This is a genomic window from Pampinifervens navoyensis (genome assembly GCF_046159715.1).
Classification (GTDB): domain Bacteria; phylum Aquificota; class Aquificia; order Aquificales; family Aquificaceae; genus Pampinifervens.
Genome location: NZ_JBJXCT010000001.1, coordinates 53595 through 74714, shown reverse-complemented (window position 1 = coordinate 74714; position 21120 = coordinate 53595). Strand labels below are relative to the sequence as shown.

Sequence of the window (21120 nt, the reverse complement as noted above, 5' to 3'; positions counted from 1 at the left end):
AGTTATTATAACGAAGAAAAGGCTCTGGTCTTGAGAAGAACCTCTTCCCACTCCCTCTCTTGCTCTGAGTCCCATACTATGCCCGCACCCGCATAGTAGGACAGTCTCTCACCAGAGCCAACCGCAGTCCTTATGAGAACGCTAAGGGTAAAATCCTCTCCCATCACAAGACCCCCCGCACCGCAGTAGTAGTCTCTGCTGTGAGGCTCAAGCTGGTTTATGACCTCCACCGCCTTTTTCTTGGGTGCACCTACCACGGAGGCAGGTGGAAAGGTTTCATACAGTATCTCTGGCAGGCTCCTTCTTGTTCTTGCCCTCACGGTGGAGTACATCTGAAAAAGGGTTCTGAACTCCTCAACCCTGAAGAGCTCGGACACCTCCACGCTTCCCGGCATGGCAATCCTTGAAAGGTCGTTCCTGACCATATCCGTTATCATAAGGTTCTCAGCCCTGTCCTTCTCGCTACCGAGCAACTCCTCCCTCCTTTCTGCGGTGCCCTTTATAGGCCTGCTCTCAATGATCTCTCCCTTCTTTTTTAGAAAGAGTTCCATAGAGCCGCTCATAAGGTAAAAGTCCTCAAGCTCAAGAAAAAAGGCGTAGGGCACGGGTTGATTTCTGTAGTATTGGAGAAAAAGGTCAAGGGGGCTTCCCTCCAGAAGGAAGTCAAACCTGCAGGTAAGGTTAAGCTGGTATACCACACCGTCCGCTATGAAATCCTTTGTTCTTCTTACCGCATGCATGTAGCCCTCAGGGCTGAAAGAAGAGGAGGCTTTCGTGAGTCTTACCTGTTCGGGCTCTCTGGAAAGAGGATAAAATCCCTCAAGCTCAAGGTAGATGACTGCCGGAAGCCCAGAGGCTTTTACCGGCACGCGTAGCGTCTGCGAGCTAAGGGCGTAAGAAAGCACCACAAAACCAGAAGACGAACCAGATAGCTCCTCATGGGAGTGGAGGAAACGGACTCTCTTTATCTTAGCCTCATATATCCCCTCCCTGCCGAGCCATCCTCCAGAGAGCACAAGACGCATTCACAGAAGCCTTCTCTACTCCTCCACCATCTGCCAGTCAAGGTCAACAAGAAGAATCCTCTTGAGGTTCTTTGCCTGAACATTCCTTATCTCATCTATCATAGCCCTTGCGGAGACATCCTTGGGAAGCTTTCCTACACCTGTTCCCATGCCAGGCATGGCAATACTTTTAAAGCCCATGTTATCTGCGAGTTCAAGGGCTGCCCTGACAGCCTTTCTGACCTTTTCCTCAGTAGTTTCCATTGCAGGTTCCTCCATGGTAGGCGCATGTATCACACCTTTAAATTTTAACCTTCCAGCGGATGTAAACACCGCAGATCCCACACTTATGGGCGCTTTCAGAATGGCTTCCTTTTCTATAATACTACCGCCTGCTTTTTTTATAATACCTGCCACACCACCACCCATATAGCCCAGAGAGTTAGAAGGGTTCACAATAGCATCAGCCTCAATCTCAAGTAGGCTTCCCTGAAGCACCTCTATCTGTAGCATACTTTTATTTTAACTCCCTTACCGCCCTTGCTATATGCTCGCGAGTTATGATACCTAAGAGCCTGCCTTCTTCAACAACAGGAAGGTGTCCTATACCCTTTGTGAGCATAAGCCTTAGGGCATCCGCTAAGTTATCCTCCAGCTTTACTGTTATAACATCAACACTCATAAGGTCCCTAACAGTTTCTCCCTCTTTACTTAGGTCGCTCTTTGTAAGGATTCCAACAACCCTACCCCCTCTAAAACCACTAGACCACTTATTAGATGCTCTCCCATTAGCCTTTTAGCCTCTTCTATAGGCTGGTGGGCTTGCAGGGTTATAGCTTCCTCCATATAGTCCTTCACCTTGAGCCTTTCAAGGTTCAAAATCCCCCATTCTTCTCTGTATGCTAAGGAATCAAGCCTTGTATTAACTTGACTTGGAAAGGGGTGCTTTTGCGGCAGCTCCAAAGAAGGCTACCATTCCTACCACGGTAAAGGAGGGCACGTGGAGGTCAAGCCCAAGGTGTTTATTCAAAAGCAAGCTATAGAAAGCTCCCAAGAGACCACCCATCATAACAGAAGGTCCAAAGATACCGCCAGACATACCAGAACCAAGAGTAAAGGAAACACCTAAGGCAACTCCAACAGCTCCAGTAAGTATAAGTAAGGGGTCTATAAGCTTTAAATCAAGTATAAGCTGCAGATATCCATACCCATTTCCTATGGCAAAGGGTGAAAGTATTCCCACAATGCCTGCCATAAATCCGCCGATAACAGGCTTTAAATAGTGCTTTATCTTTAATTCTTCAAAAAGAGCTTTTACCCTGAAGAATAGTAAAATAAAGAGCCTCACAAAGATGGCACAGAACAAACCGAAGAAAAAGTAGGCAAAGAGTGCAGAAGCCTTTAGATTTACACCCTCCGGAATATGCACCGAAAATATTGGCTCAAAGCCAAGGAAAAAACCCACCGTTATATAGGAGCTTATACAAGCCAAAAAGGCCGGTATCAAGTTCTCTATGTCAAAGTCCTTTTTAAAAAACACCTCCGCGCTTATTAAGGCACCAGCCAGAGGAGCTTTGAATATGGCAGAAATACCGGCTCCGAGCCCTACCCCCAGCATAACTCTTCCTTCTTCCTTGGGAAGCTGTAAAAGGCTTGACAGGGTAGAACCTATACCTGCACCTATCAGAGCTATGGGTCCCTCCCTTCCGGAGGTGCCACCCATGCCTATGGTGAAAGAAGAGGTTATCAACTTGACCACGGAGGACAAAAAGGAGAGCCTTTTTTCTTCATGGTAGGCTTTTATTGCCGAGTCGGTGCCTACGCCCGCAGATTCCGGAGATAAAAAGGTTGTTAAAATTCCGGAAATCAGTCCAGCAAGAGCGGTAAGAAGGGGCAGGAGGTAAAAACGTTCAGGATAAAAGGTAAAGGCTTCTCTGTAGCCTTCTCCGGCAGGTTTAGGAGGGTAGTAGTGAGCAATGAGGTTCAAAGTGTAGCTTTCCACTAAATCTATTGCATACACAAAGATTACCGCCACAAAACCACAGAGGACGCCCAACAATACATACATAAGGTGTTTTTTGAAGGTTTTATTTAAGACCTTTTCAAACATAGGCTCCTTATGAGTGCTACGTAGTCTTTAAGATGTCTTATTATCAGAAAGCGATGCTTTACTCTTTCTTTTGCGTAAAGGCCCATTTTTATTCTTAGCTCTTTGTCCGCAAGTAGCTGTCTTGCCCTATAGGCGGCTCCTTCAACGGTGCTCACCAGAAACCCGGTCAAACCATCTACGATTTGCCTTCTTATACCGCCCACATTACCGCCTATGACGGGCTTTTCCTTCCACATAGCTTCCGAAACTACAAGCCCAAAACCCTCTCTTATGGACTTTTGAAATACCACAGTGGCAGACCTCTGAAGAGCGTTTATCTCCAAGTGGCTGTTGGGTGGCAAATTTAGAACAAAGACATCTTTCTCTCCAGCGGTAAGGTTTATAAGCTCTGTGTATACCTCCTGTCCTTCCGGGTCATCGCCGGCGTAAGAGCCGGCAAATATTAGCTGGCAGTCATACCTTTCCTTTACCATTCTGTAAGCCTTATATACACCAAAGGGGTCTTTTAGCCTGTCAAAGCGAGAAACCTGCAGGAGTATAGGCCTTTCCGGGTCTATGCCGTATTTGGTAAGGGTATTTATTCTGAAATCTTCCTCAATTTCCGCATTCTTAGGATGTAGAGGGTCTATAGAGGGTGGTATGATGTAGGAAGGGATGCTGAGCTTCTCGTAGACAAACTCCGGTATATGGAAAATGGCAACATCGTAAGCATTCACAAAGAGCTCTATAAAGTCCCAGGCTTTAGGGTCCGGGGTGGAGGTATCTATGTGGCATCTCCAGACCCATTTTTGATGCTTCTCTTTGTTTATAACCATGCCCATAGGCTGTGGGTCGTGCACAAACACCACATCGTAATCCTGCGTCCTTATCCTTTCCAGGTTTGTGTAGGTAGTCTTCAAATACAGGGCTACTTCAGAGCTTTCTATGGTGCCAGAGCCCGGCAGATGGAGCATGTTGTGTAGCTTTTTTGTAAACCTGAAGAATTCTTCCGGACCTATAAAAACTTCCCAGTGGGTTTGAATGCCTAAGGCTTGCATAAGGGGCACTAAGCGCGAAAGTATCTCCGCAACACCACCGCCTTCTCTTGTGGTGTTTATATGAAGCACTTTAAGACCCTTTAAATCTTCGGCTATTTTCTGCAGTTCTTCAATAGCTTCACCGTTTGTATATTTTGCGTAATCCTCAAGTCTTATCATCTTTTAGAATCTCCAGTATAAGACTTTTCACCTCATACAGGTTAAGCGCGTATAAATCTAAAGCTTCTATGAGCTCCGCCTTCTTCGGATAGCCCATACTCATGAGCCATTGGGAGTAGTCGTTTATCACCCTTTTATTGTCAATCTTTGAGGTTATAAGGTGGTGAAAAAGAGAATATATGCTGGATTTTTCTATGCCTTTTATGAGTTCTTCCAGGCTGGTGGCATGCTCTCCCATGTCAATTACCTCTCTGTATATATCCATAAAATAAAAGGGGCTTGCCTGTCTTTTGGCGCAGTCCTCTTTGTGTTCTGAAAGTATTTCTATCAGCCTTTCCCTGAGGGCTTCCAGGTCATGATAACGGGTTGGGTCTATGGAGCTTATTTTTTCCGCCAGAGCATCGCAGCCTATGTGTTGAAACCAGTAAGCAAAACTGTTGGTGTACATGGTTGGCAGGTTATGATAGTTAAAAAGGTTTATGTACAGGTGGTAGAGGAGGCTACCGTTTGGCACACTGAGAAGAGCCTCATAAAACTCCTGAAGGCTTTCTGCTTTAACTCCCGTGTAGAGAGGCACCCATATCTCCGTTTTAAAGTAAAATACATCAGTCATCGCTCATCAGGTATTTTAATAAATTCAGAGCTTCCTGCTGGGAAGTTACATGATACCTTGCAAAGGATGAGCCTGTGCCCACTTTGATGCTTACTGCATTGGAAGGTAATACTTTAAACATGTTTTCATCCGTTACGTCATCGCCTATAGCTAGCACAAAATCGTAATCCTCTTCTTGCAAGAAGGACAGAGCTACCGTGCCTTTGTTTATACCGGACTTTCTTACTTCCACCACCTTATTACCTAAGAGAAGGGACATGTCCGTGTTTGACAGGAGGGCTGTAAGCTCATCCACTAAGCTGGATACTAAAATAGAAGCCATCTCCTGGTCTGCATTCCTGTAATGAAAGGCTAAGGTAGAGTTCTTTTCTTCCAGAAAGGACTGGGGCAGTCTATCCACATACACCTCCATTATTGTCTTTACCCTTTCTCTCAGCTCATTGTCCATACTACAAGTGGCTTCCCAATCGCTTCCCTGTCTTCTGACCCAGCATCCGTGTTCGGCTACAATGACTATAGGCAGGTCTCCGAACCAGTTTTCAAGCTCTTCCTTTCTCCTGCCGGATATCAAAACCACCCTTGTGTTTTCTACACCGCTTAGCCTTCTTAACAGTTCTTTTACCTCTTGGGTAGGCACTGCAAAACTGGGGCGTTTAGCTATGGGCACAAGCGTGCCGTCATAATCTATAAAGAGGATCTTTTTCTTTGCGCCTTTATACATGTCCTTTAACTTCTTCAGGAGTCTGCTGTTTAGCTCCCTTGTTTTTAGCATATTCCTCTTGGAGACGGCTCCTTTAAGACTTTCTATAAAATCCATGCCCCATTTTAGCACATCGTATCTTCTTAGTCTTTCCTGCATTATGCGAAGCCTGTTTTCTTGCTCCTCTTCTGGCATCTCAAGGGCGTTTTCTATAGCTTTTGAAAGCTCCTCTACAGAGTTTGGATTCACCAGAAGGGCTTCACCGAGTTCCTTACCACTTCCTGCAAATTCAGAAAGCACTAAAACGCCCCTCAAATCCCTTCTTGAGGCAACAAACTCCTTAGCCACCAAGTTCATGCCGTCTTTTATGGGGGTTACTAAAATAACATCACAAGCTCTGTAGTAGGCTATAAGCTCTTCGGTGGGCAAAGATTTGTAGTGGTATAGTATGGGTACCCATTCTATGTGTCCAAAAGCGCCGTTTATCTGCGCTACCTTTTCCTCTATCTGTCTTTTCATCCTTTGGTAGTGCTCTACCCCTTCCCTTGAAGGCACAAGGTTTAGTATCATCACCACCCTTCCGTGCCAGTCTTTTCTTCTGTTTAAAAAATCTTCAAAGGCAAGCAGTCTATTGTATATTCCTTTCGTGTAGTCCAGTCTATCCACTGAAAAGACTATGCGTTTGTTGCCTAAGGTTTCCCTTATAGCCTTTACCTTTTCCTCATCCCCTTTAAACTCGTTAAAGAGTTGAAAGTCAATACCCATAGGGAAGGTACCCACTTTTACAACTCTGTCCTTATAAATGAGTTCCCCCATAGTATGTTCAATGCCTAAGACGTTCATTAGACTGCGGAGGAAGTTGGTGGTGTATTCGTAGGTGTGAAAGCCTATCAGGTCTGCACCCAAAAGACCCTCCAATACTTCCCTCCTCCACGGAAGTTGGGCGAATATCTCCGGCGGTGGAAAAGGAATATGAAGGAAAAAGCCTATGTTTGCATAAGGCATAGCCTTTCTCACGAGGGCAGGCAGTAGCATAAGATGGTAGTCGTGTATCCAGAGGAAAGTATCCGAGTCTAACTGGGTATGTTCAAGAAGCGTCTTTAAGAATAGCCTGTTTACCTCTAAGTAGCTTTCCCAGGCATTTCTTTCATAGGATGATAGGGTGGGCATGCTATGAAAGAGGGGCCAGAGGGTTTTGTTGCAAAAACCGTTATAAAATCTATCCATAAGCCTTTCAGGTATATACACGGGAAGCACATTATACTTTTCTCGTGGCATATTCCTTATTTTCTCTATGCTGCTTTTACTCAAACTAGAACCTGCCCATCCCACCCATAGCCAGTTTCCTACAGAAGCCCTCTTTAAAAAGGTATGCACCCCAGAAGCTAAACCACCCGGACTTTTTTGAAGTTCTAAGGGTTCAACGCTTTTAACAATATAAGGGAGTCTGTTTGCTACTATTACTAATTTCATAACTTATACAAGCGTCCCCGGGCGGAGTCGAACCGCCGACCTCGAGATTAGGAATCTCGCGCTCTATCCTTCTGAGCTACGGGGACTCAGATATTATTTTAACACCTTTCCCGTCTTATGGTAAAAAATGTAAAGGTCAAGCTCTGCCTGAGACATGCCAAGTATCTTGCATATCTCCTCCAGCCTTTTTTCTGCCTCAAGGTAAACCTTTCTCGTCATAGTTCTGTAGTCGGGAATGAGGGACTTTTCCTTCAGATACCTGAATATGTGCCTGTCCACTATGGCCACATCCTCAAAGCCTATGTTTCTCAGAAAGTGGGATGCCTCTTTGAGACCGAAGCCCTCCACTTTATACTTGGAGCATGTGTCGCTGAGAAGCTCCCTCACAGTCTTTCCATCACAGGCATCAACTATGACCTCCATAACCCTCTCAAACCTTTCCCTTGCCCTGACTATCCTTTCAGCCCTCTGACGGGCAAAGCGATGACCCGCAGAGGCTATTAACTTCTCCAGCTCTTCAAGGCTGAGCTCTCTGAAACCCTCTGTGCCTATGGTGCTCTGCAGCTTTATTCCAATAAGAGCAGAGGAATTGGCGGTCAGAAGGCAAAAGCACAGCTCAGAAAATATATCTGCGCCGTATACATAGTCCGCAAAGGGTCTGAAGTCAAAGGTGGTTTTTCCCGTCTTTCCAAGCTCTCTGAATTCAGAGAGCCTCCTGTCCACATAGGTCTTTATCTTATCTCTGAGTGCCACAAGCTCCTCAAACACCGCAGACCTCCCTTATGAGCTCCCTTGCACCCTCCAGAGTGCTACTGTTTACCGTTCCCATCAGCCTTGCTATTTCCTCAAGTCTTTCCTTTTCTGAAAGTTCCACCACCCTTATCAAGGGTATGTCTCCGATAAGTTCTCTTCTTGTGGTAAGGTGTTTTTCTGCGGCGCTGGCTATGGCTGGTGAGTGGGTTATAACAATTAGCTGTGTCTTTGTTGAAAGCTCCCTGAGAAGCTTTGCAAGCTTTATAGAGGTTCTTCCGCTTACGCCTGCGTCCACCTCATCCAGCACATAGGTCTGGGCAGGTGGTGATAGCATAAAGAGAGCCAGAGAAAGCCTTGATATTTCACCTCCCGAGGCCACATCAGATATATCCATTTCATTCCTGCCGTAAGAAGAAAAGAGAAACTTCGGCTGTTCTCTGCCGTATCTACCCGGCTTCTCCTCAAAAGAAACCTTAAAACTTGCACCTTCAAGCCCCATGCTCCTGAGATATTCAATAACCCGGGTTTCAAAGCCCTCCCTTGCCAGAAGCCTCCTTTTGCTCAGCTCCTCGTAGAGCATGTGGAGCTCTTCTCTCCTCATTGCCAGCTCCCTTTCAATATCCTCTGGATTTTCTTCCTCTTGAAGTTTGAGCAATTCTTCCTTAAGAAGAAGCATGTGCCTGTATATTTCCCCGTAGTCCATCCTGTATCTCCTCTCAAGCCTCTGAATTCTGTAGACTTTCTCATTGAGGCCGTCAAGCTCCTCCTGACTGTAGGATATGAACCTTCCTCTCAGGCCTCTTTCAAGCTCTGTCAGGCTGTCTTCAAAAACCTCAGGCACATGAGAATCCTGTTTCCAGCCTCCAAGGGAGGTCAGGTCTTTCAGGGCTTTTCGGAGAAGCTTGAGACCTTCCATGCATGTTTCAAGTCCAGAGAGAGCCTGGAGGATAAGGCTGTTTATCCTCTCTGCCAGATTTATCTCCTCAAGCCTTTTCTTTACCTGCAGGTATTCCTCGGGCGTCAGCCCCACCTCTTCAATATCCCTTATTTCCTCAGATATAAGCCTCTTTCTCACCTCCATCTCAATCCTTCGCTGGTTTGAGTTTTTGAGTCTCTCCTCAAGCTCCACCACTCGCTGGTATGCCTTTTCTACCAGTTTTCTGAGCTCCATACAACCTGCAAAGCTATCATACACATCCCTCTGAAAGTCAGCCCTGAGGATTTTTGTCCTGTCGTTCTGTCCCTGAAGGAGGAGGGTTGAGGAAAGAACTTCCTCCACCACCCTTTTTGTGCTCCCCCTGCCGTTGAGATAATACCTGCTCCTACCCTTTATGAGCTCTCTTCTCACTATGAGTGGCTCATCCTCAAGCAGAAACTCAGCCTCAACGCAGGTGCCCTCAGGATAATCACCATCCTGCCCCAGAAGGAAAGAGAGGGATGCTACTGTAAGGGACTTTCCCATGCCCGTTTCACCTGTTATTACATTAAGCCCTTTTTCAAAGTATACCTCTTCACCCTTTATGAAGAAAAAGCTCTCAAGGCTCAGTCTTGTGAGCATGATTAATTTAAAATTTATCCCAGAGATTTTCTGAGGCTTTTTTCCAACATTTCAAGCATGTAGGCGAACTTTCTGTCCTGCTGTTTTTTCTCCTCCAATTTCCTTATTGAATAGAGGGCGGATGTGTGGTCTGGCTTTCCAAAGAGCCTTGCTATCTCTGAATAAGACATGTGAAGGAGAGTCTTGCAGAAATACATAGCGGTTTGTCTCGCCTTTATAACCTTCCTTTCCTTTGTTTCCCTCCTCAGGTCTTCTGGCTTCAGGTTGAAATACTTTGCCACATGTCTTATGAGTTCTTCCTCCCTGCTCCTGGTCTGTCCCGATGGTTTTTCCCTTATACCGGTTAGTTTAAGGGTTTTTATAAAACCTTCTATTTCCCTGACACTGTAGCCGGTGTTTTCCATAACGTAGTCCACATGCTTCCTGTCGGTGGGTAGCCCATACAGCAGTAGCTTGTGTCTGACAATAGAGAGCTTTGTTTCATCGTCAAGACCTATCTCAAGAATCAGACCACTGGCAAACCTGCTGAGAAGCCTTTCAGAAACATCCCTTATGTCCTTGGGGTGCCTGTCGCTCACCAGCACTATCTGCTTTTCCGCCATCTGAAGAATCTCAAAAACCCTAAAGAGCTCCACCTGAGTTCTCTCCTTTCCAGAAAGAAACTGCACATCATCCAACAGAAGAAGGTCCACACCCGAATAGGCTTTTCTAAAAGCTTCTATCTTTCCCTCCTTCAGGCTTTTTATCATCTCATCGGAAAACTCGGTTGCCTGCCTGTAAACAACCCTAAAGTGGGAGGACTTTGCTCTATTGCCAACAGCATGCAGAAGGTGGGTTTTCCCGAGGCCCACACCCCCATATATGAAAAGAGGACTGTAAATGCCCGGGCTAGCAGATACTTCAAGGCAGACTCTGTGGGCAAGCTGGTTTGACCTTCCCACCACAAAGTTATCAAAGCTATACCTTGGCGAGAGTCCGTCACCAAGGGTTGTCTCTGCCTTTTTCTCCTCTTCCTGAGACCTTACCAGTATCTCCTTTCCATAGTCGGAAAGCCTTGCCCTTATGTATTCAAGCACCCACTTTTTGTATTCTAGGGTGGGAGTGATTATGAGCACCCTGCTTGGGGTTTCCTCAATTCTGAACTGCCTGAAGAGCCCCACCGCAAACCTGTCTCTGTTTTCTACAAACAGCAAAAAATCCCTCATGGCTCATAGTTGCCGCTTATACCCGTAAGGCTTTTTTTGTTGCCCCTCAACTGATGGTTAAAATCATAATGCCTGAAACACAGCATCCTCAAGCGAGGAAAAGCTTATGTGGTAAACCTCTGGAATGGATGAGCCTAAATCTGGGATAGTCTGAAGCTATTTAAATAAACCTGAAAACTCTGTGGGACCAAGTCTTGGTATGCGAAGAATCTGAAGGTTTTCCTCCAGATGTTCTAGCCTGCTCATTCCCACAAGTGCTGTTCCCACACCCGGTGTGCTCAACACAAACTGCAGGCTTGCATGCACATCTCTGTCTACTCTTAGCTTTTCTTTCAGCTCCTGTGGCACTCTTCCTACAACCCTTCCCTGATATATGCTGGCGCTGGTGTAGGTGTATATGCCCAGCCTCTCACAGGCTTCAAGAGTTGAAAGCCTCTCACCCGCAACTTCCTGATTTTTTAGCGTATAGGCTTCGGGCATGCCAAGGTTGTAGGGAAGCTGAATGAACCGGAAGTGATGGTCCTCTCCCCCTATTTCCTGAGCAAGGCTCAGGAGTTCTGCAAGGTTCAGATACTGCCTGCTTGAAGAAGATACTCTGAAGCCTCCCCAGGTGGCAAGGCCGTAATATTTCACCCTTCCTCTCCTCACCTCAGACTCAAGGTATTCAAAGCACTCTTTTATCTTCTTGTTGAACAGGCTTTTTTCAAAGAAGTTCAGCTGCTCTTCCGGGTTGTGAAGGAAGTATATATCCACATATTGAGTTCCCATGTTCTGCAGGCTTTTGTCAAGGCACCATTCAATAAAGCCAGCAGAAAGATAGTGCCCCTGGGGCGTCATCTCCTCCAGCTTTACGATGCCTGAGTTTACAAAGTTTTCGTAAAAGTAATCCCTTGGGTCTACGCCCGAGTCCGCATCGTAGGGAATGTATCCACCCTTTGTGGAGAGGATGACCTGCTCTCTGGGAACCTCTTTTAGAACCTCACCTATATCCCTCTCGCTCTTCATATACCTGTAGACTATGGCGGTATCCACCACGTTTATGCCAGCCTGCAGGGCTCTCTTTATCACCTCCCTGTATCCCTGAGAAGTTTTCTGGTCAAGCTCTCCAAGGTATGTGCCAACACCAAGCTCAGAAAGCCGTAAATTTAAAAAGGTTTTCATGATTGCCTCCTCTAAAAACTCAGAAAGTCAAAGCCGCCCGTCTGCCTCTGAAGAAGCCCGAGCTCCACAAGCAGATTTTCCTCTTCCCTTATCAGCCCCTCCGGCATGAGCCTTTTGGGACAGGCGTAAGAGCAGTTCATGCAGTGAGTGCATAGGTCAGGTCTCAGGTTGTATATGCCTATGTTCGTTGCTTGCCTGTTCACATTCCTCGGGTCATGAAGGTGCTTGTAAACTCTTGTAAGGGCGGAAGGACCGCCAAAGAGCTCCGTGCTGGTAAGCACCGGACATACGCTATCGCAGATACCGCAGAGTATACACTCCCAGCTCTTTGAGGTTTTGAGGTTGGTTCCCTCCTGCAGTATCATGTTCTCCTGTTGCGGATACAGCCATGTCTTAAAACTCCTGAGCTTTGAGTGCATTCCTTCGTGGTCCACCACCAGGTCTCTTATTACAGGAAAGTAGTCAAGGGGCTCAATGAGGAGCTCCTCTTCCTTTCCCGATATCCAGGTGGAACAGGCGAGGGCTGGTTTTCCGTTGAGCTTTACCGCACATGTTCCACATATGCCTGCTCTGCACATGCTCCTGAAGGTAAGGCTCGGATCCTCACTTTCCTTTATCGTGAAAAGAAGCTCAAGAAGGGTCATGTCCTGAGAGGGGTCTATCTCAAACTCCTCAGCACCTTGAGGATATCTCCTTATTTTCACCTTCACCTCTAATACCTCTTTATCTCAATCTGATACTTTCTTATCCTGTAGTCAAGTTGACGCAGTGTGTAGCCCAGTAGCCTGGCAGCTCTTGATTTCACATATCCAGCCTTTTCAAGAGCCTTTATTATCTCTTCCCTTTCCGTGCTCTGTATGACCTGGGGCATGTTTCTCGGACCATTATCGTAGAGCCTTGCAAAGAAGTAGGGTGGAAGGTCCACATCCCTTATGAGTCCATCCCTGAGTATAACAAGACGCTCAATGGCATTTTCCAGTTCCCTCACATTTCCATACCATGGATACTCCATGAAAACCTCAATAACTCTGGGGTCAAGGCGGACTTTTTTACCATACCTCTGGTTGAATATTTCCAGAAAGTGGTCCACCAGTATGGGTATGTCCTCCTTTCTCTCCCTCAGGGGTGGTATGTGCACGGGAAGAACATTTAGCCTGTAGTAAAGGTCTTCTCTAAAGTGTCCCTGAGAGACCAGCTCAGGAAGGTTTTTGTTGGTAGCAGATATGATGCGCACATCCACCTTTATGGTCTTTTCACTGCCAAGCCTTTCTATCTCCTTATCCTGAATTACTCTCAGTATCTTGGGCTGAAGGGCAAGGGGCATGTCTCCTATCTCGTCAAGAAACACAGTCCCACCGCTTGCAAGCTCAAACTTTCCCTTCTTTGATGTGTAGGCTCCTGTAAAGGAGCCCTTCTCATATCCAAAGAGCTCTGCCTCAAGCAGGGTTTCCGGTATGGCGCTGCAGTTAATGGTGATGAAGGGCTTTTCCTTCCGTTTGCTCATAAAGTGTATTGCCTTTGCCACAAGGCTTTTGCCCGTCCCGCTCTCTCCTGTTATAAGCACGTTCACATCGGTGCGGGCAACTCTCTCCACAAGGTCAAGCAGGTTTCTTATTATGGGGCTTTTGCCCACTATGCCTTCTACGCTGTATCTCTCGCTGAGAGCCTTTGTGAGAAGCCTCTTTTCTTCTTCCCACTCCTCTCTCTCCTGACTTATTCTCTCATCAAGCTTGTAGAGCATGCCAATCATGGTGCCCATTATCATAAGCAGTTCCACTCCCCTTTCTACGCTCTCCTCCTCAAAGTTTTTGAAAGCTGCAAGAACGCCTATTATCTCACCGCCTACCCTTATGGGAACTGCCACAAAGCCCTCACCAGGCTCAAGCCTTTCTCTCAGACCCGTCTTGTTAAGATAGGCGTTTATCTTTGTATCGGAAAGGAACACAGGCACGCCGTCCTTGTAAACCTTTCCCACAATGCCCTCACCTTTCCTGAAAATACCCCTTTCTGCTTCCTCCTCCGTGAGCCCAAAGGCTTTGACTATCTTGAGGGCTTTCATGTCCTGCCTGTAAAGAGCCACATAACTATGACGCACATCCCAGAAGGAGTAGAGGACCTTGAGCACTTCCTCAAGGCTCTTTGTAAACTCAAGGCCCCTGCTCAATATTTTGGCAACCTCATTGACTATGGTAAGCTCCCTGAGGTTAAGGCTCTTTTCCATCAATGCTCTTCTTTCACCTTGTAGTAAAAGATAAGCACCCCAACCACTATGGCAATGGCTACACCAAACAGGAGCGTCTCAAGAGGCTCTTTCCACTTGACCACGTTCTTGGTGAAGGTGATAGCCAGTATGAGTATAATAACGCTTGCCAGCTTGGCCTTTAGCTGGTCTATGCTCTCAATCTTGAGCCAGTCGGGCACGTTGAGCTTTCCCACAAAAAGCTCATATAGACCCACCGCAAAGATGTAAAGTATGACAGAAAGCAGGTGTATGTCCATGACCGCTATGAACTTGGTGGAGAGTATTGCGGTATCAAGATACTCCGGGTCTGTAAAGACCTTGTAGAGGGTCTCAAGGGAGAGGTAAACTCCGTAAAATCCAAGAAACACCGCACTTATGAAAAGACTAAGGGCTGGTAGAACTGCTATAGCCTTTCCCTTCTCCACAAAGGCCCTTACAAGTCGCTCCATCACTCCACCTCTGAGTTTATTACTATTCTTACTCCCTTCGTTCCCACCTTTGCGGTGGTTGAGCCCACAAGGTCTCCCTTTTTAGGCTCTGCAGTCTCTGACTTGCTCAGCCTTGCAGTTACTATAACATCACCCTCCATAAGCCTGTCGTGGCTCAGTTTGTGCTTTCCTGTTATTTTAAAGTGGTATGGAAAGTGGGGGTTTTTAACCCTCAGCACCGCAAGTGGCATGGGGTTCTGGAGGTCTCTGACGGAGATGATAAGAAACCTCTCTCCCTGAGGGGCCTTATTCTTCAGGCTATCTTCAATAAGAACCTGTCCTTCAATAAACTGCTTTCTGTATTTTTCAAGGGGCACGTCCTTTGGTAACGGCTGGCAGGAGAAGAAAACAAAAGATAGAATGATGATGGCTCCAAACATTTATCTCTATTATAAGGTATGGGGGGGCTTGCGCCCGCAGGGTTTTAAAGAGACCTGCGAAGAAGGTCTTCCCAGTTGGGGTTAAGTGGCACCGTGCCAAGCTCCCTGACCGTTGTCTGCTTGCCCTCCTTTACAGAAACCTGCCAGAGTCTTACCACCTTATTCTGCAGGTCTGCGGTCACAGAGTAGAGGTTTTCCTTGTTTGCAAGGTATCTTGCTATAGCCGGGTCCTCTTGAGCGGCACGCTCCACAAACTTCGGTGCCCATATCCTCAGATGGAAGAAGACCGCTCCGTTGTAGTTGGTATCTGCCAGCCTCCTGAGAGATGCCTTTGTAAGGCTGTAGTTGACCTCTGGGGATGCCTGACCGCCAAAAATCAGGGCAACCGCTTCAGTGGTAGGGTTCAGGTTCTGGGCATCCTCCGGTGCGTTTAGCACGGTAGTGTTCATCTTCCTCTTGCCCTCAGGGTCAAGGTATCCAGAACCAAGGGCACCCACAAGAGAGGAGCATATGGAGGTGTTGTTAGTAAGAACATGGATGCTGTTGAACTTGAGGCTGTTTGCCATAACTCTGCCAAAAGCCTGGCCTGTGTATGACCTGAGAGTGTAGTGGTCTCCCAGAGTTAACTGTTGAGCACCAGCCATGCCAAACATACCAGAGGCAAGCAGTAAGAGGGCAAATTTCCTCATGTGCGCACCTCCTTAAGAGTTTTGTTATTTAATGATATTCTTAATCTGTTAAGAAACTGTTAAGGCTCAGTGAAGTCTGTATAGGTCTCTCAGTATGTTTTCAAATTCCTGAGGCTTTACCACCCTGCAGTAGGGCATGCCAAGGCAGAGTATCCTGCCTGCGTTTCTAAGCACAAAGCCCACATCGTGAGATACCACAACAACAGTTCTGTCCCTTGCGATTTCCTTCAGAACATGTTCTATGTGTTCCTGGGCATGTATATCAAGGCCGGTCATTGGCTCGTCAAGTATTATGAGGTCCGGGTTTGTGGTAAGAGCAAGGGCAAGGAGAACCTTCTGCTGTTCTCCACCGGAGAGCTTTACAAAGGGTCTCTTTAGCAGGTTTTCAAGGTGAAGAAAGGCTATAACCCAACCAACCCTTTCCTTGGGTGCCACTGCCCTGAGAAGCTCCCCCACGTTTCCAGTAAAGGACTTCTCCACAGAGAACCTCTGGGGCACATAGCCGATTCTTTTCCAGTGAGTGAAGCTCTCCAGCCTATCACCGAAAAGTCTTACCTCCCCAGCATGGGGTCTGATAAAGCCCAGTATTATCCTCAGAAGGGTGCTTTTCCCAGCTCCGTTGGGTCCAAGGATGCCAAAGAACTCACCCCTCTCCACATAAAAACTCAGGTCTTCTATAAGAGGCTCCTCTTCCCTGTAGCGAAAGCGTAGATTCCTGACCTCTATTACCTTGTCTGACAATCCAGACCCTCGGAAAGCCTTCTGAGATTTCTCTTCATTATGGAAAAGTAGTCATCCCCCTTTTCCTCGGGAAATAGGGAGGTGTTTATGGGCATGACCCCTGCACCCACCTCCTTCGCTATCCTTCTTGCGAGCCTCTCATCCTGCCCAAGCTCTGCGAATATTACCCTGACCTGAGCCTGTTTTATCCTTTCTATGAGCCTCCTCACCTCAGAGGGCTTTGGCTCTTCCTCTGCATGGACACCCCTGAGACCAACCACCTCAAGCCCGTAATCCCTGCCAAGGTAAGCGGTAGAGAGATGAGTGGTCACCAGAGTTTTACTTTTGCAGGTGGAAAGTGTCCTTCTGTATTCTTCATCAAGGGCACTGAGTCTGTTAATAAGCTCATCAACTCTTTTTCTGTATTGTTCAGAGCCGGCAGGGTCTATGCGGGAAAGAACTCCATGGATATTTCTTACAAGAGGTATGTAAGAGCGTGGTGAGACCCATATGTGGGGGTCGGGGCTTTTACCGGCTTTTATAAATTCAATACCCTTTTCCAGAGGATAAGCTCTTCCCTTCTGCACCCTTTCTGCCAGCCTCTGCTCCCACCTTTCCACTCCAAGATATAGGAAAGCCTCTGCCTTCTGAAGCCTTCTCATGTCGTCGGGCTTTAGCTCGTAGTGGTGTGGGTCAGCCTGTGTCTTTATAAGCACATCCACTTCAAACCTGTCCATCGCTAAATACTTGAGGGGGTAATATATGGGATAGGAGGATGCCAGCAAGTATTCCCTTGCGTATGAAAGGCTTATAAAAAACACCAGGAGCAGTAAGACAACCATAGTATTTTAATTTTAACAGCTTTCTAAACTGCAAAGATAGAGATATATTTTATTAGGTCAAGAGGAAGATAAATGCCCATAAAGGACTACTACCAGACCCTCGGCGTTGCGAGAGGGGCAAGCAAAGAAGAGATAAAAAAAGCCTATAGAAGGCTTGCCAGAGAGTGGCACCCCGATGTAAATCACGACCCTCAAGCAAGTGAACGATTCAGAGAGATTAACGAAGCCTACCATATACTTTCCGACGACCAGAAAAGGCAGGAATACGACCGAATCCTTCAGAGCGGGGATGAGAAAAGATACAGGTATTTTATGGAATACGTGCAGGATTTTCTCGAAAGTATATGGCAGGGCATGAGAAGGGCTCCAAAGCCGAGGAGGGGACAGGACATAAGGCTAAAATTAGACCTTAGCCTTGAAGAGGCAGCCCTCGGGTGCGAGAGGGAGCTGGAATACGACCGCTGGGTAGACTGTCCTGACTGTGAAGGTAAGGGCTACAGGGGAGAGATGGAAAAGGTGGTATGCCATGCCTGCGAAGGGACTGGGAAGAGGGTGAGCGGTATATTTAACTTCCCAAGACCCTGCTCCGTTTGCAAGGGCAGAGGCTACATAATAAAGAACCTCTGCCCAACCTGTGGTGGAAGGGGCAGGGTTGCAAAAAGGAGCAGGGTAAAGGTAAACATACCACCCGGGACTGACGAGGGGGAAGTTTTGAAAGTTTCTGGCTTTGGTCACACGGGCGAGAGGGGTGGGGAAAGCGGAGACCTCTATCTCAGAATAGGCATAAAACCTCATGAGGTCTTTAAAAAGGTGGGTAAAGACCTCTACATGGAAAAGTTCATATCCTTTCCCATGGCAGTTCTTGGGGGAACAATAAAGGTAAAATGGCTTGATGGCAGAGATATTGAAGTTTTCGTCCAGCCCGGAACAGAATGCGGTTCAACCAAGACCTTACTGGGGCATGGCTTTCCTGCAGCTGGGGGGGCTGGCAACCTGGTGATAACCTTCAGAATAGAGGTGCCAAAGGACATAGGTTCAAACCTCAGAAGCCTTCTTGAAAGGCTCGCAAGGGAGCTCAGGGATGAGGGTGTTGATGTAAAGGTCGGGCTTGTGGACAGGCTCAAAAACCTCCTACCCCTTTGAGAGCTTCTTTACTCCAAGATAATCTCCTATGCCAAGCCTGTGCCACAGGAGCTTGAGAAGCTCAAGAAAGACTAGGGCTGTTGTCTGGGCATCATCCATGGCTCTGTGGACTCGCCTGTATTCTATTCCAAAATAGTCTGCAAGGTCTCTGAGAGAATATTTTCTTATGTCTGGAAGTATGTTCTTGGCAAGGTTCAGGGTGCATATGTGAGGGTGTCTGAACCTCTTGCCGTGAAGCTGTCTGTAGTATTTATCAATAAAGGCTATGTCCTTTTCCACCCTGTGAGCCACTATAACACTGTCACCCACAAATCTGAGAAATTTTGGCATGACCTCCTCCATCCTCGGCTTTCCCACAAGCATGGCATTTGTGATACCAGTAAGGTCCGTTATCCTCTGGGGCAGAGGATATCCCGGGTTCACAAGGCTTGAAAACCTCTCCGTTATTACCCCTCCTTCAACTCTCACACAGGCAATCTCAATAACCTCAGACTTTGATGGGTCAACGCCTGTTGCCTCCACATCTATGCTGACAAAGGTGCTTTCAAGGAGAATTTCCTTCATCAGCGAATCTCCTTGACCTTTGGGGCCTCCTCCCTGAGATATTTTGGGTCCACTATGCCCTCAAGCTCATTGCTCTTTTCCTGGGGTTCTGGCTGATTTTCACCGCCACATGCTCCCTCTGTTCCCGCCACAAAAAGCATGGGCTTTGGACAGTTCACCACCACCACACCCTCTGGCACTGGAAAGTCTGAGTATGGATACATGTATGCCGCAAGGGACATATAGTCTATCCATATGGGAAGTGCCACCCTTGCACCAGCCATACCCTTACCCATGCTCCTCTTTATGTCAAAACCTACCCATACACCCGCCACTATATCTGGAGAAAAGCCCACAAACCATGCATCCATGTAATCGTTGGTGGTTCCAGTTTTGCCGGCCACCACTCTCTGGAGAGAGCTTGCGGTGGCCCCTGTTCCCTCAAGCACCACAGCTCTGAGCATATCTACAAGAACCCTCGTCTCCTGAGGGGGGAGCACCTGCTCGCACTTAGGGGAGTTTTCTTCAAGGACGGAGCCATCGGGTGCCACTATTTTTCTTATAAAAAAGGGCTCGCATCTTGTACCAAGGTTTGCAAAGGTCTGAAAGGCAGAGGTAAGCTGAAGCGGCGTTACCTCTATACTGCCAAGAGCCATGGAGTAATAAGGCTTTAGTTCAATACCCAGAAGTCTTCCCACTTCTATTGGCATGTCAAAACCTATGTCAGCAAGGAGGTTTACGGTAGCCGTGTTAATACTCTTTGCCAGAGCAGTTCTCAGGCTAACCTGCCCATACTCTGCGCCCTCGTAGTTGTCTGGCGTCCATTCCTTACCCGTGGATGGGTCGTAAAAGCTTCTCGGGGTTGCATCTATCAGGCTGGCCTGCGTGTAGCCCTTCATGAGGGCTGCAAGGTAGATTATGGGTTTTATGGCAGAACCTGGTTGACGCTTTGCGTATGCTGCCCTGTTGAAGGGGCTTCTGAGGTAAGAGTATCCTCCAACCATGGCCCTTATGGCTCCAGTTTTTACATCAAGGCTTACAAGAGCCCCCTGAAGGTCTGGAAGAAGCTCAGCCCTTATTTCCCTGCTCTTCTTGTCCTGATAAAGCCTCACCAGCACAAAGTCTCCCTTTTCAACAGGGAGGTTTTTCCTCTCCAGCTCAAACTGCTCCTCCCCAAGCTGAACTTTGAGTCTTTCCCCGTTTAGAGAAAGAACTTTGCCAATGTATACCCTTCCTGGCTTTAGTTCCACCTTCTGTTCTTCATACTTCTTTGAAGTCTCGTAGGGGTCCTCTGGAAGGAAAGGCATGCCGTTTGCCCTTGCCACCCTGACAATACCACGCTTTAAAACTTCCCTTGCATGTTCCTGAAGGTCCCTGTCCACGGTGGTGTATACCCTGTAGCCCCCGGCCAGAATAACCTCTCCGTATTTATCTGCAAGATAGTCCTTTACGAAATCAAGGAAGTAATCCATTCCATAGTATCTGTTTTCCAGCCTGACCTTTATGGGCTTTTCAAGCAGTCTCCTATATTCCTCCTCAGTTATGTATCCATCCTCATACATACGACTCAGAACATAGTCCCTTCTTTCTTTTACCCTTTCTGGATTTCTGAAGGGGTTGTAGCGAGTTGGCGCCTTCGGAAGACCTGCAAGTATGGCAGCTTCATCGGTGGTAAGGTCCTTTACCGACTTCCCAAAATATATCCTTGATGCCGCCTCTACGCCGTAGGCACCCTGACCCAGATATATGTAATTGAGATACATCTCCAATATCTGGTCCTTGGTAAAGTGCCTCTCGATTTGCAGAGCAAGAAGCGCCTCTCTTATCTTTCTCTTCAGGCTTCTATCTGGGGTCAGGAAAAGGTTTCTTGCCACCTGCTGGGTTATGGTGGATGCGCCCTGACGAATTTCCATATGCCTTATGTTGGCAAGGGTTGCCCTGACAATAGCCAAGGGGTCAATCCCCGGATGTCTGTAAAAGTTTTTGTCCTCTGCAGCTATGAAGGCCTGCCTCACGTGAGGCGGTATATCCTCCAGGCTAACATAGTATCTCCTCTGAACTGCCACATCGCCGAAGGGTCTGTCCTTAGCATCGTAAACCACAGTGGCCAGGGGTGGCTTCCAGCTCCTTAGAGCTTCCACAGGAGGCAGGTTCGCAGACAGAATGAGAACCACAGCCAGAGAGAGTAAGAGAAAAGCACCAAGAACACTCAGGAGAATAAAAGGAATTTTACGCACTCTAATATATTATAAGCCCAGAATGGTATAATTTTAGCTCCACAGTAAATTAGTGAAAGGAGG

General features: G+C 47.2%; 21 protein-coding genes and 1 tRNA gene. 1 reads left to right on the top strand and 21 read right to left on the bottom strand.

All coding sequences use genetic code 11. The features are described 5' to 3' along the window. Positions 1-5: 5 nt before the first annotated feature. From ACKRDP_RS00425 to ACKRDP_RS00335, 19 genes are all read right to left on the bottom strand, one after another. Positions 6-1025 (bottom strand): chorismate-binding protein, encoded by a 1020-nt coding sequence (locus ACKRDP_RS00425; RefSeq protein WP_409152752.1) that lies wholly within the window; start codon positions 1023-1025, stop codon positions 6-8. A gap of 15 nt (positions 1026-1040) precedes the next feature. After that, a complete protein-coding gene (locus ACKRDP_RS00420; protein ID WP_409152751.1) occupies positions 1041-1517 on the bottom strand; it encodes an ADP-ribose-binding protein in 477 nt (158 codons plus the stop codon). A 4-nt stretch (positions 1518-1521) separates the two neighbouring features. Then, positions 1522-1686, bottom strand: a complete 165-nt coding sequence (locus ACKRDP_RS00415) for a CBS domain-containing protein (protein ID WP_409152750.1) — start codon at positions 1684-1686, stop codon at positions 1522-1524. Positions 1687-1926: 240 nt separating this feature from the next. Further along, on the bottom strand, positions 1927-3114 hold the full coding sequence (locus tag ACKRDP_RS00410; RefSeq protein ID WP_409152749.1) for a chloride channel protein: 1188 nt from the start codon (positions 3112-3114) through the stop codon (positions 1927-1929). Continuing rightward, the gene (locus tag ACKRDP_RS00405; RefSeq protein ID WP_409152747.1) at positions 3096-4310 is read right to left on the bottom strand and encodes a glycosyltransferase; all 1215 of its coding nucleotides are present in this window, start codon (positions 4308-4310) and stop codon (positions 3096-3098) included. Before ACKRDP_RS00405 ends, ACKRDP_RS00410 begins: the two co-directional genes overlap by 19 nt. Beyond that, on the bottom strand, positions 4297-4923 hold the full coding sequence (locus ACKRDP_RS00400) for a DUF5752 family protein (RefSeq protein ID WP_409152745.1): 627 nt from the start codon (positions 4921-4923) through the stop codon (positions 4297-4299). The genes ACKRDP_RS00405 and ACKRDP_RS00400 overlap by 14 nt, the downstream gene beginning before the upstream one ends. Continuing rightward, positions 4916-7096, bottom strand: a complete 2181-nt coding sequence (locus tag ACKRDP_RS00395; RefSeq protein WP_409152744.1) for a bifunctional alpha,alpha-trehalose-phosphate synthase (UDP-forming)/trehalose-phosphatase — start codon at positions 7094-7096, stop codon at positions 4916-4918. Before ACKRDP_RS00395 ends, ACKRDP_RS00400 begins: the two co-directional genes overlap by 8 nt. A 12-nt stretch (positions 7097-7108) precedes the next feature. Beyond that, positions 7109-7182: transfer RNA gene (locus tag ACKRDP_RS00390), tRNA-Arg, on the bottom strand. Positions 7183-7189: 7 nt separating this feature from the next. Then, on the bottom strand, positions 7190-7864 hold the full coding sequence (locus ACKRDP_RS00385; RefSeq protein WP_409152743.1) for an N-glycosylase/DNA lyase: 675 nt from the start codon (positions 7862-7864) through the stop codon (positions 7190-7192). Next, positions 7857-9407, bottom strand: coding sequence for an AAA family ATPase (locus ACKRDP_RS00380; RefSeq protein ID WP_409152742.1), 1551 nt, complete (start codon positions 9405-9407; stop codon positions 7857-7859). Before ACKRDP_RS00380 ends, ACKRDP_RS00385 begins: the two co-directional genes overlap by 8 nt. Positions 9408-9421: 14 nt before the next feature. Further along, positions 9422-10612, bottom strand: a complete 1191-nt coding sequence (locus ACKRDP_RS00375) for a chromosomal replication initiator protein DnaA (protein ID WP_409152741.1) — start codon at positions 10610-10612, stop codon at positions 9422-9424. A 156-nt stretch (positions 10613-10768) separates the two neighbouring features. Continuing rightward, positions 10769-11773, bottom strand: coding sequence for an aldo/keto reductase (locus tag ACKRDP_RS00370; protein ID WP_409152739.1), 1005 nt, complete (start codon positions 11771-11773; stop codon positions 10769-10771). A gap of 11 nt (positions 11774-11784) precedes the next feature. Then, positions 11785-12477, bottom strand: coding sequence for a succinate dehydrogenase/fumarate reductase iron-sulfur subunit (locus tag ACKRDP_RS00365; protein WP_409152738.1), 693 nt, complete (start codon positions 12475-12477; stop codon positions 11785-11787). Positions 12478-12485: 8 nt separating this feature from the next. Then, entirely contained in the window at positions 12486-13994 is a 1509-nt protein-coding gene (locus ACKRDP_RS00360) for a sigma-54 interaction domain-containing protein (RefSeq protein WP_409152736.1), read from the bottom strand. Continuing rightward, the gene (locus ACKRDP_RS00355; RefSeq protein WP_409152735.1) at positions 13994-14464 is read right to left on the bottom strand and encodes a YqhA family protein; all 471 of its coding nucleotides are present in this window, start codon (positions 14462-14464) and stop codon (positions 13994-13996) included. The genes ACKRDP_RS00360 and ACKRDP_RS00355 overlap by 1 nt, the downstream gene beginning before the upstream one ends. Continuing rightward, on the bottom strand, positions 14464-14883 hold the full coding sequence (locus ACKRDP_RS00350) for a c-type cytochrome biogenesis protein CcmI/CycH (RefSeq protein ID WP_409152734.1): 420 nt from the start codon (positions 14881-14883) through the stop codon (positions 14464-14466). The genes ACKRDP_RS00355 and ACKRDP_RS00350 overlap by 1 nt, the downstream gene beginning before the upstream one ends. Before the next feature lie 44 nt (positions 14884-14927). Beyond that, a complete protein-coding gene (locus ACKRDP_RS00345) occupies positions 14928-15572 on the bottom strand; it encodes a hypothetical protein (protein WP_409152733.1) in 645 nt (214 codons plus the stop codon). 66 nt (positions 15573-15638) lie between these two features. Beyond that, the gene (locus tag ACKRDP_RS00340; protein WP_409152732.1) at positions 15639-16313 is read right to left on the bottom strand and encodes a metal ABC transporter ATP-binding protein; all 675 of its coding nucleotides are present in this window, start codon (positions 16311-16313) and stop codon (positions 15639-15641) included. After that, the gene (locus ACKRDP_RS00335; protein WP_409152731.1) at positions 16298-17134 is read right to left on the bottom strand and encodes a metal ABC transporter substrate-binding protein; all 837 of its coding nucleotides are present in this window, start codon (positions 17132-17134) and stop codon (positions 16298-16300) included. The genes ACKRDP_RS00340 and ACKRDP_RS00335 overlap by 16 nt, the downstream gene beginning before the upstream one ends. Before the next feature lie 72 nt (positions 17135-17206). On the opposite strand from ACKRDP_RS00335, the gene ACKRDP_RS00330 reads away from it, so the two are divergent. Beyond that, a complete protein-coding gene (locus ACKRDP_RS00330; RefSeq protein ID WP_409152730.1) occupies positions 17207-18277 on the top strand; it encodes a DnaJ C-terminal domain-containing protein in 1071 nt (356 codons plus the stop codon). Here the strand turns inward: ACKRDP_RS00330 and ACKRDP_RS00325 are convergent. Both ACKRDP_RS00325 and ACKRDP_RS00320 read right to left on the bottom strand, forming a co-directional pair. Continuing rightward, positions 18266-18841 carry a 3'-5' exonuclease gene (locus tag ACKRDP_RS00325; protein ID WP_409152729.1) on the bottom strand — a complete coding sequence of 192 codons (576 nt, stop codon included), beginning with the start codon at positions 18839-18841 and terminating at the stop codon, positions 18266-18268. The two genes, ACKRDP_RS00330 and ACKRDP_RS00325, sit on opposite strands and share 12 nt — an antisense overlap. Further along, positions 18841-21057: a penicillin-binding protein 1A gene (locus ACKRDP_RS00320; protein ID WP_409152728.1), complete on the bottom strand. Its 2217-nt coding sequence runs from the start codon at positions 21055-21057 to the stop codon at positions 18841-18843. The genes ACKRDP_RS00325 and ACKRDP_RS00320 overlap by 1 nt, the downstream gene beginning before the upstream one ends. Between the last annotated feature and the right edge of the window lie 63 nt (positions 21058-21120).

What these genes read in the sequence shown, in the direction of transcription:
- ACKRDP_RS00325 (WP_409152729.1), bottom strand. Translation starts at nt 18,841, where the DNA reads ATGAAGGAAATTCTCCTTGAAAGCACCTTTGTCAGCATAGATGTGGAG.
- ACKRDP_RS00405 (WP_409152747.1), bottom strand. Translation starts at nt 4,310, where the DNA reads ATGATAAGACTTGAGGATTACGCAAAATATACAAACGGTGAAGCTATT.
- ACKRDP_RS00410 (WP_409152749.1), bottom strand. Translation starts at nt 3,114, where the DNA reads ATGTTTGAAAAGGTCTTAAATAAAACCTTCAAAAAACACCTTATGTAT.
- ACKRDP_RS00400 (WP_409152745.1), bottom strand. Translation starts at nt 4,923, where the DNA reads ATGACTGATGTATTTTACTTTAAAACGGAGATATGGGTGCCTCTCTAC.
- ACKRDP_RS00375 (WP_409152741.1), bottom strand. Translation starts at nt 10,612, where the DNA reads ATGAGGGATTTTTTGCTGTTTGTAGAAAACAGAGACAGGTTTGCGGTG.
- ACKRDP_RS00350 (WP_409152734.1), bottom strand. Translation starts at nt 14,883, where the DNA reads ATGTTTGGAGCCATCATCATTCTATCTTTTGTTTTCTTCTCCTGCCAG.
- ACKRDP_RS00360 (WP_409152736.1), bottom strand. Translation starts at nt 13,994, where the DNA reads ATGGAAAAGAGCCTTAACCTCAGGGAGCTTACCATAGTCAATGAGGTT.
- ACKRDP_RS00380 (WP_409152742.1), bottom strand. Translation starts at nt 9,407, where the DNA reads ATGCTCACAAGACTGAGCCTTGAGAGCTTTTTCTTCATAAAGGGTGAA.
- ACKRDP_RS00395 (WP_409152744.1), bottom strand. Translation starts at nt 7,096, where the DNA reads ATGAAATTAGTAATAGTAGCAAACAGACTCCCTTATATTGTTAAAAGC.
- ACKRDP_RS00330 (WP_409152730.1), top strand. Translation starts at nt 17,207, where the DNA reads ATGCCCATAAAGGACTACTACCAGACCCTCGGCGTTGCGAGAGGGGCA.
- ACKRDP_RS00335 (WP_409152731.1), bottom strand. Translation starts at nt 17,134, where the DNA reads ATGGTTGTCTTACTGCTCCTGGTGTTTTTTATAAGCCTTTCATACGCA.
- ACKRDP_RS00345 (WP_409152733.1), bottom strand. Translation starts at nt 15,572, where the DNA reads ATGAGGAAATTTGCCCTCTTACTGCTTGCCTCTGGTATGTTTGGCATG.
- ACKRDP_RS00355 (WP_409152735.1), bottom strand. Translation starts at nt 14,464, where the DNA reads ATGGAGCGACTTGTAAGGGCCTTTGTGGAGAAGGGAAAGGCTATAGCA.
- ACKRDP_RS00425 (WP_409152752.1), bottom strand. Translation starts at nt 1,025, where the DNA reads ATGCGTCTTGTGCTCTCTGGAGGATGGCTCGGCAGGGAGGGGATATAT.
- ACKRDP_RS00415 (WP_409152750.1), bottom strand. Translation starts at nt 1,686, where the DNA reads ATGAGTGTTGATGTTATAACAGTAAAGCTGGAGGATAACTTAGCGGAT.
- ACKRDP_RS00420 (WP_409152751.1), bottom strand. Translation starts at nt 1,517, where the DNA reads ATGCTACAGATAGAGGTGCTTCAGGGAAGCCTACTTGAGATTGAGGCT.
- ACKRDP_RS00370 (WP_409152739.1), bottom strand. Translation starts at nt 11,773, where the DNA reads ATGAAAACCTTTTTAAATTTACGGCTTTCTGAGCTTGGTGTTGGCACA.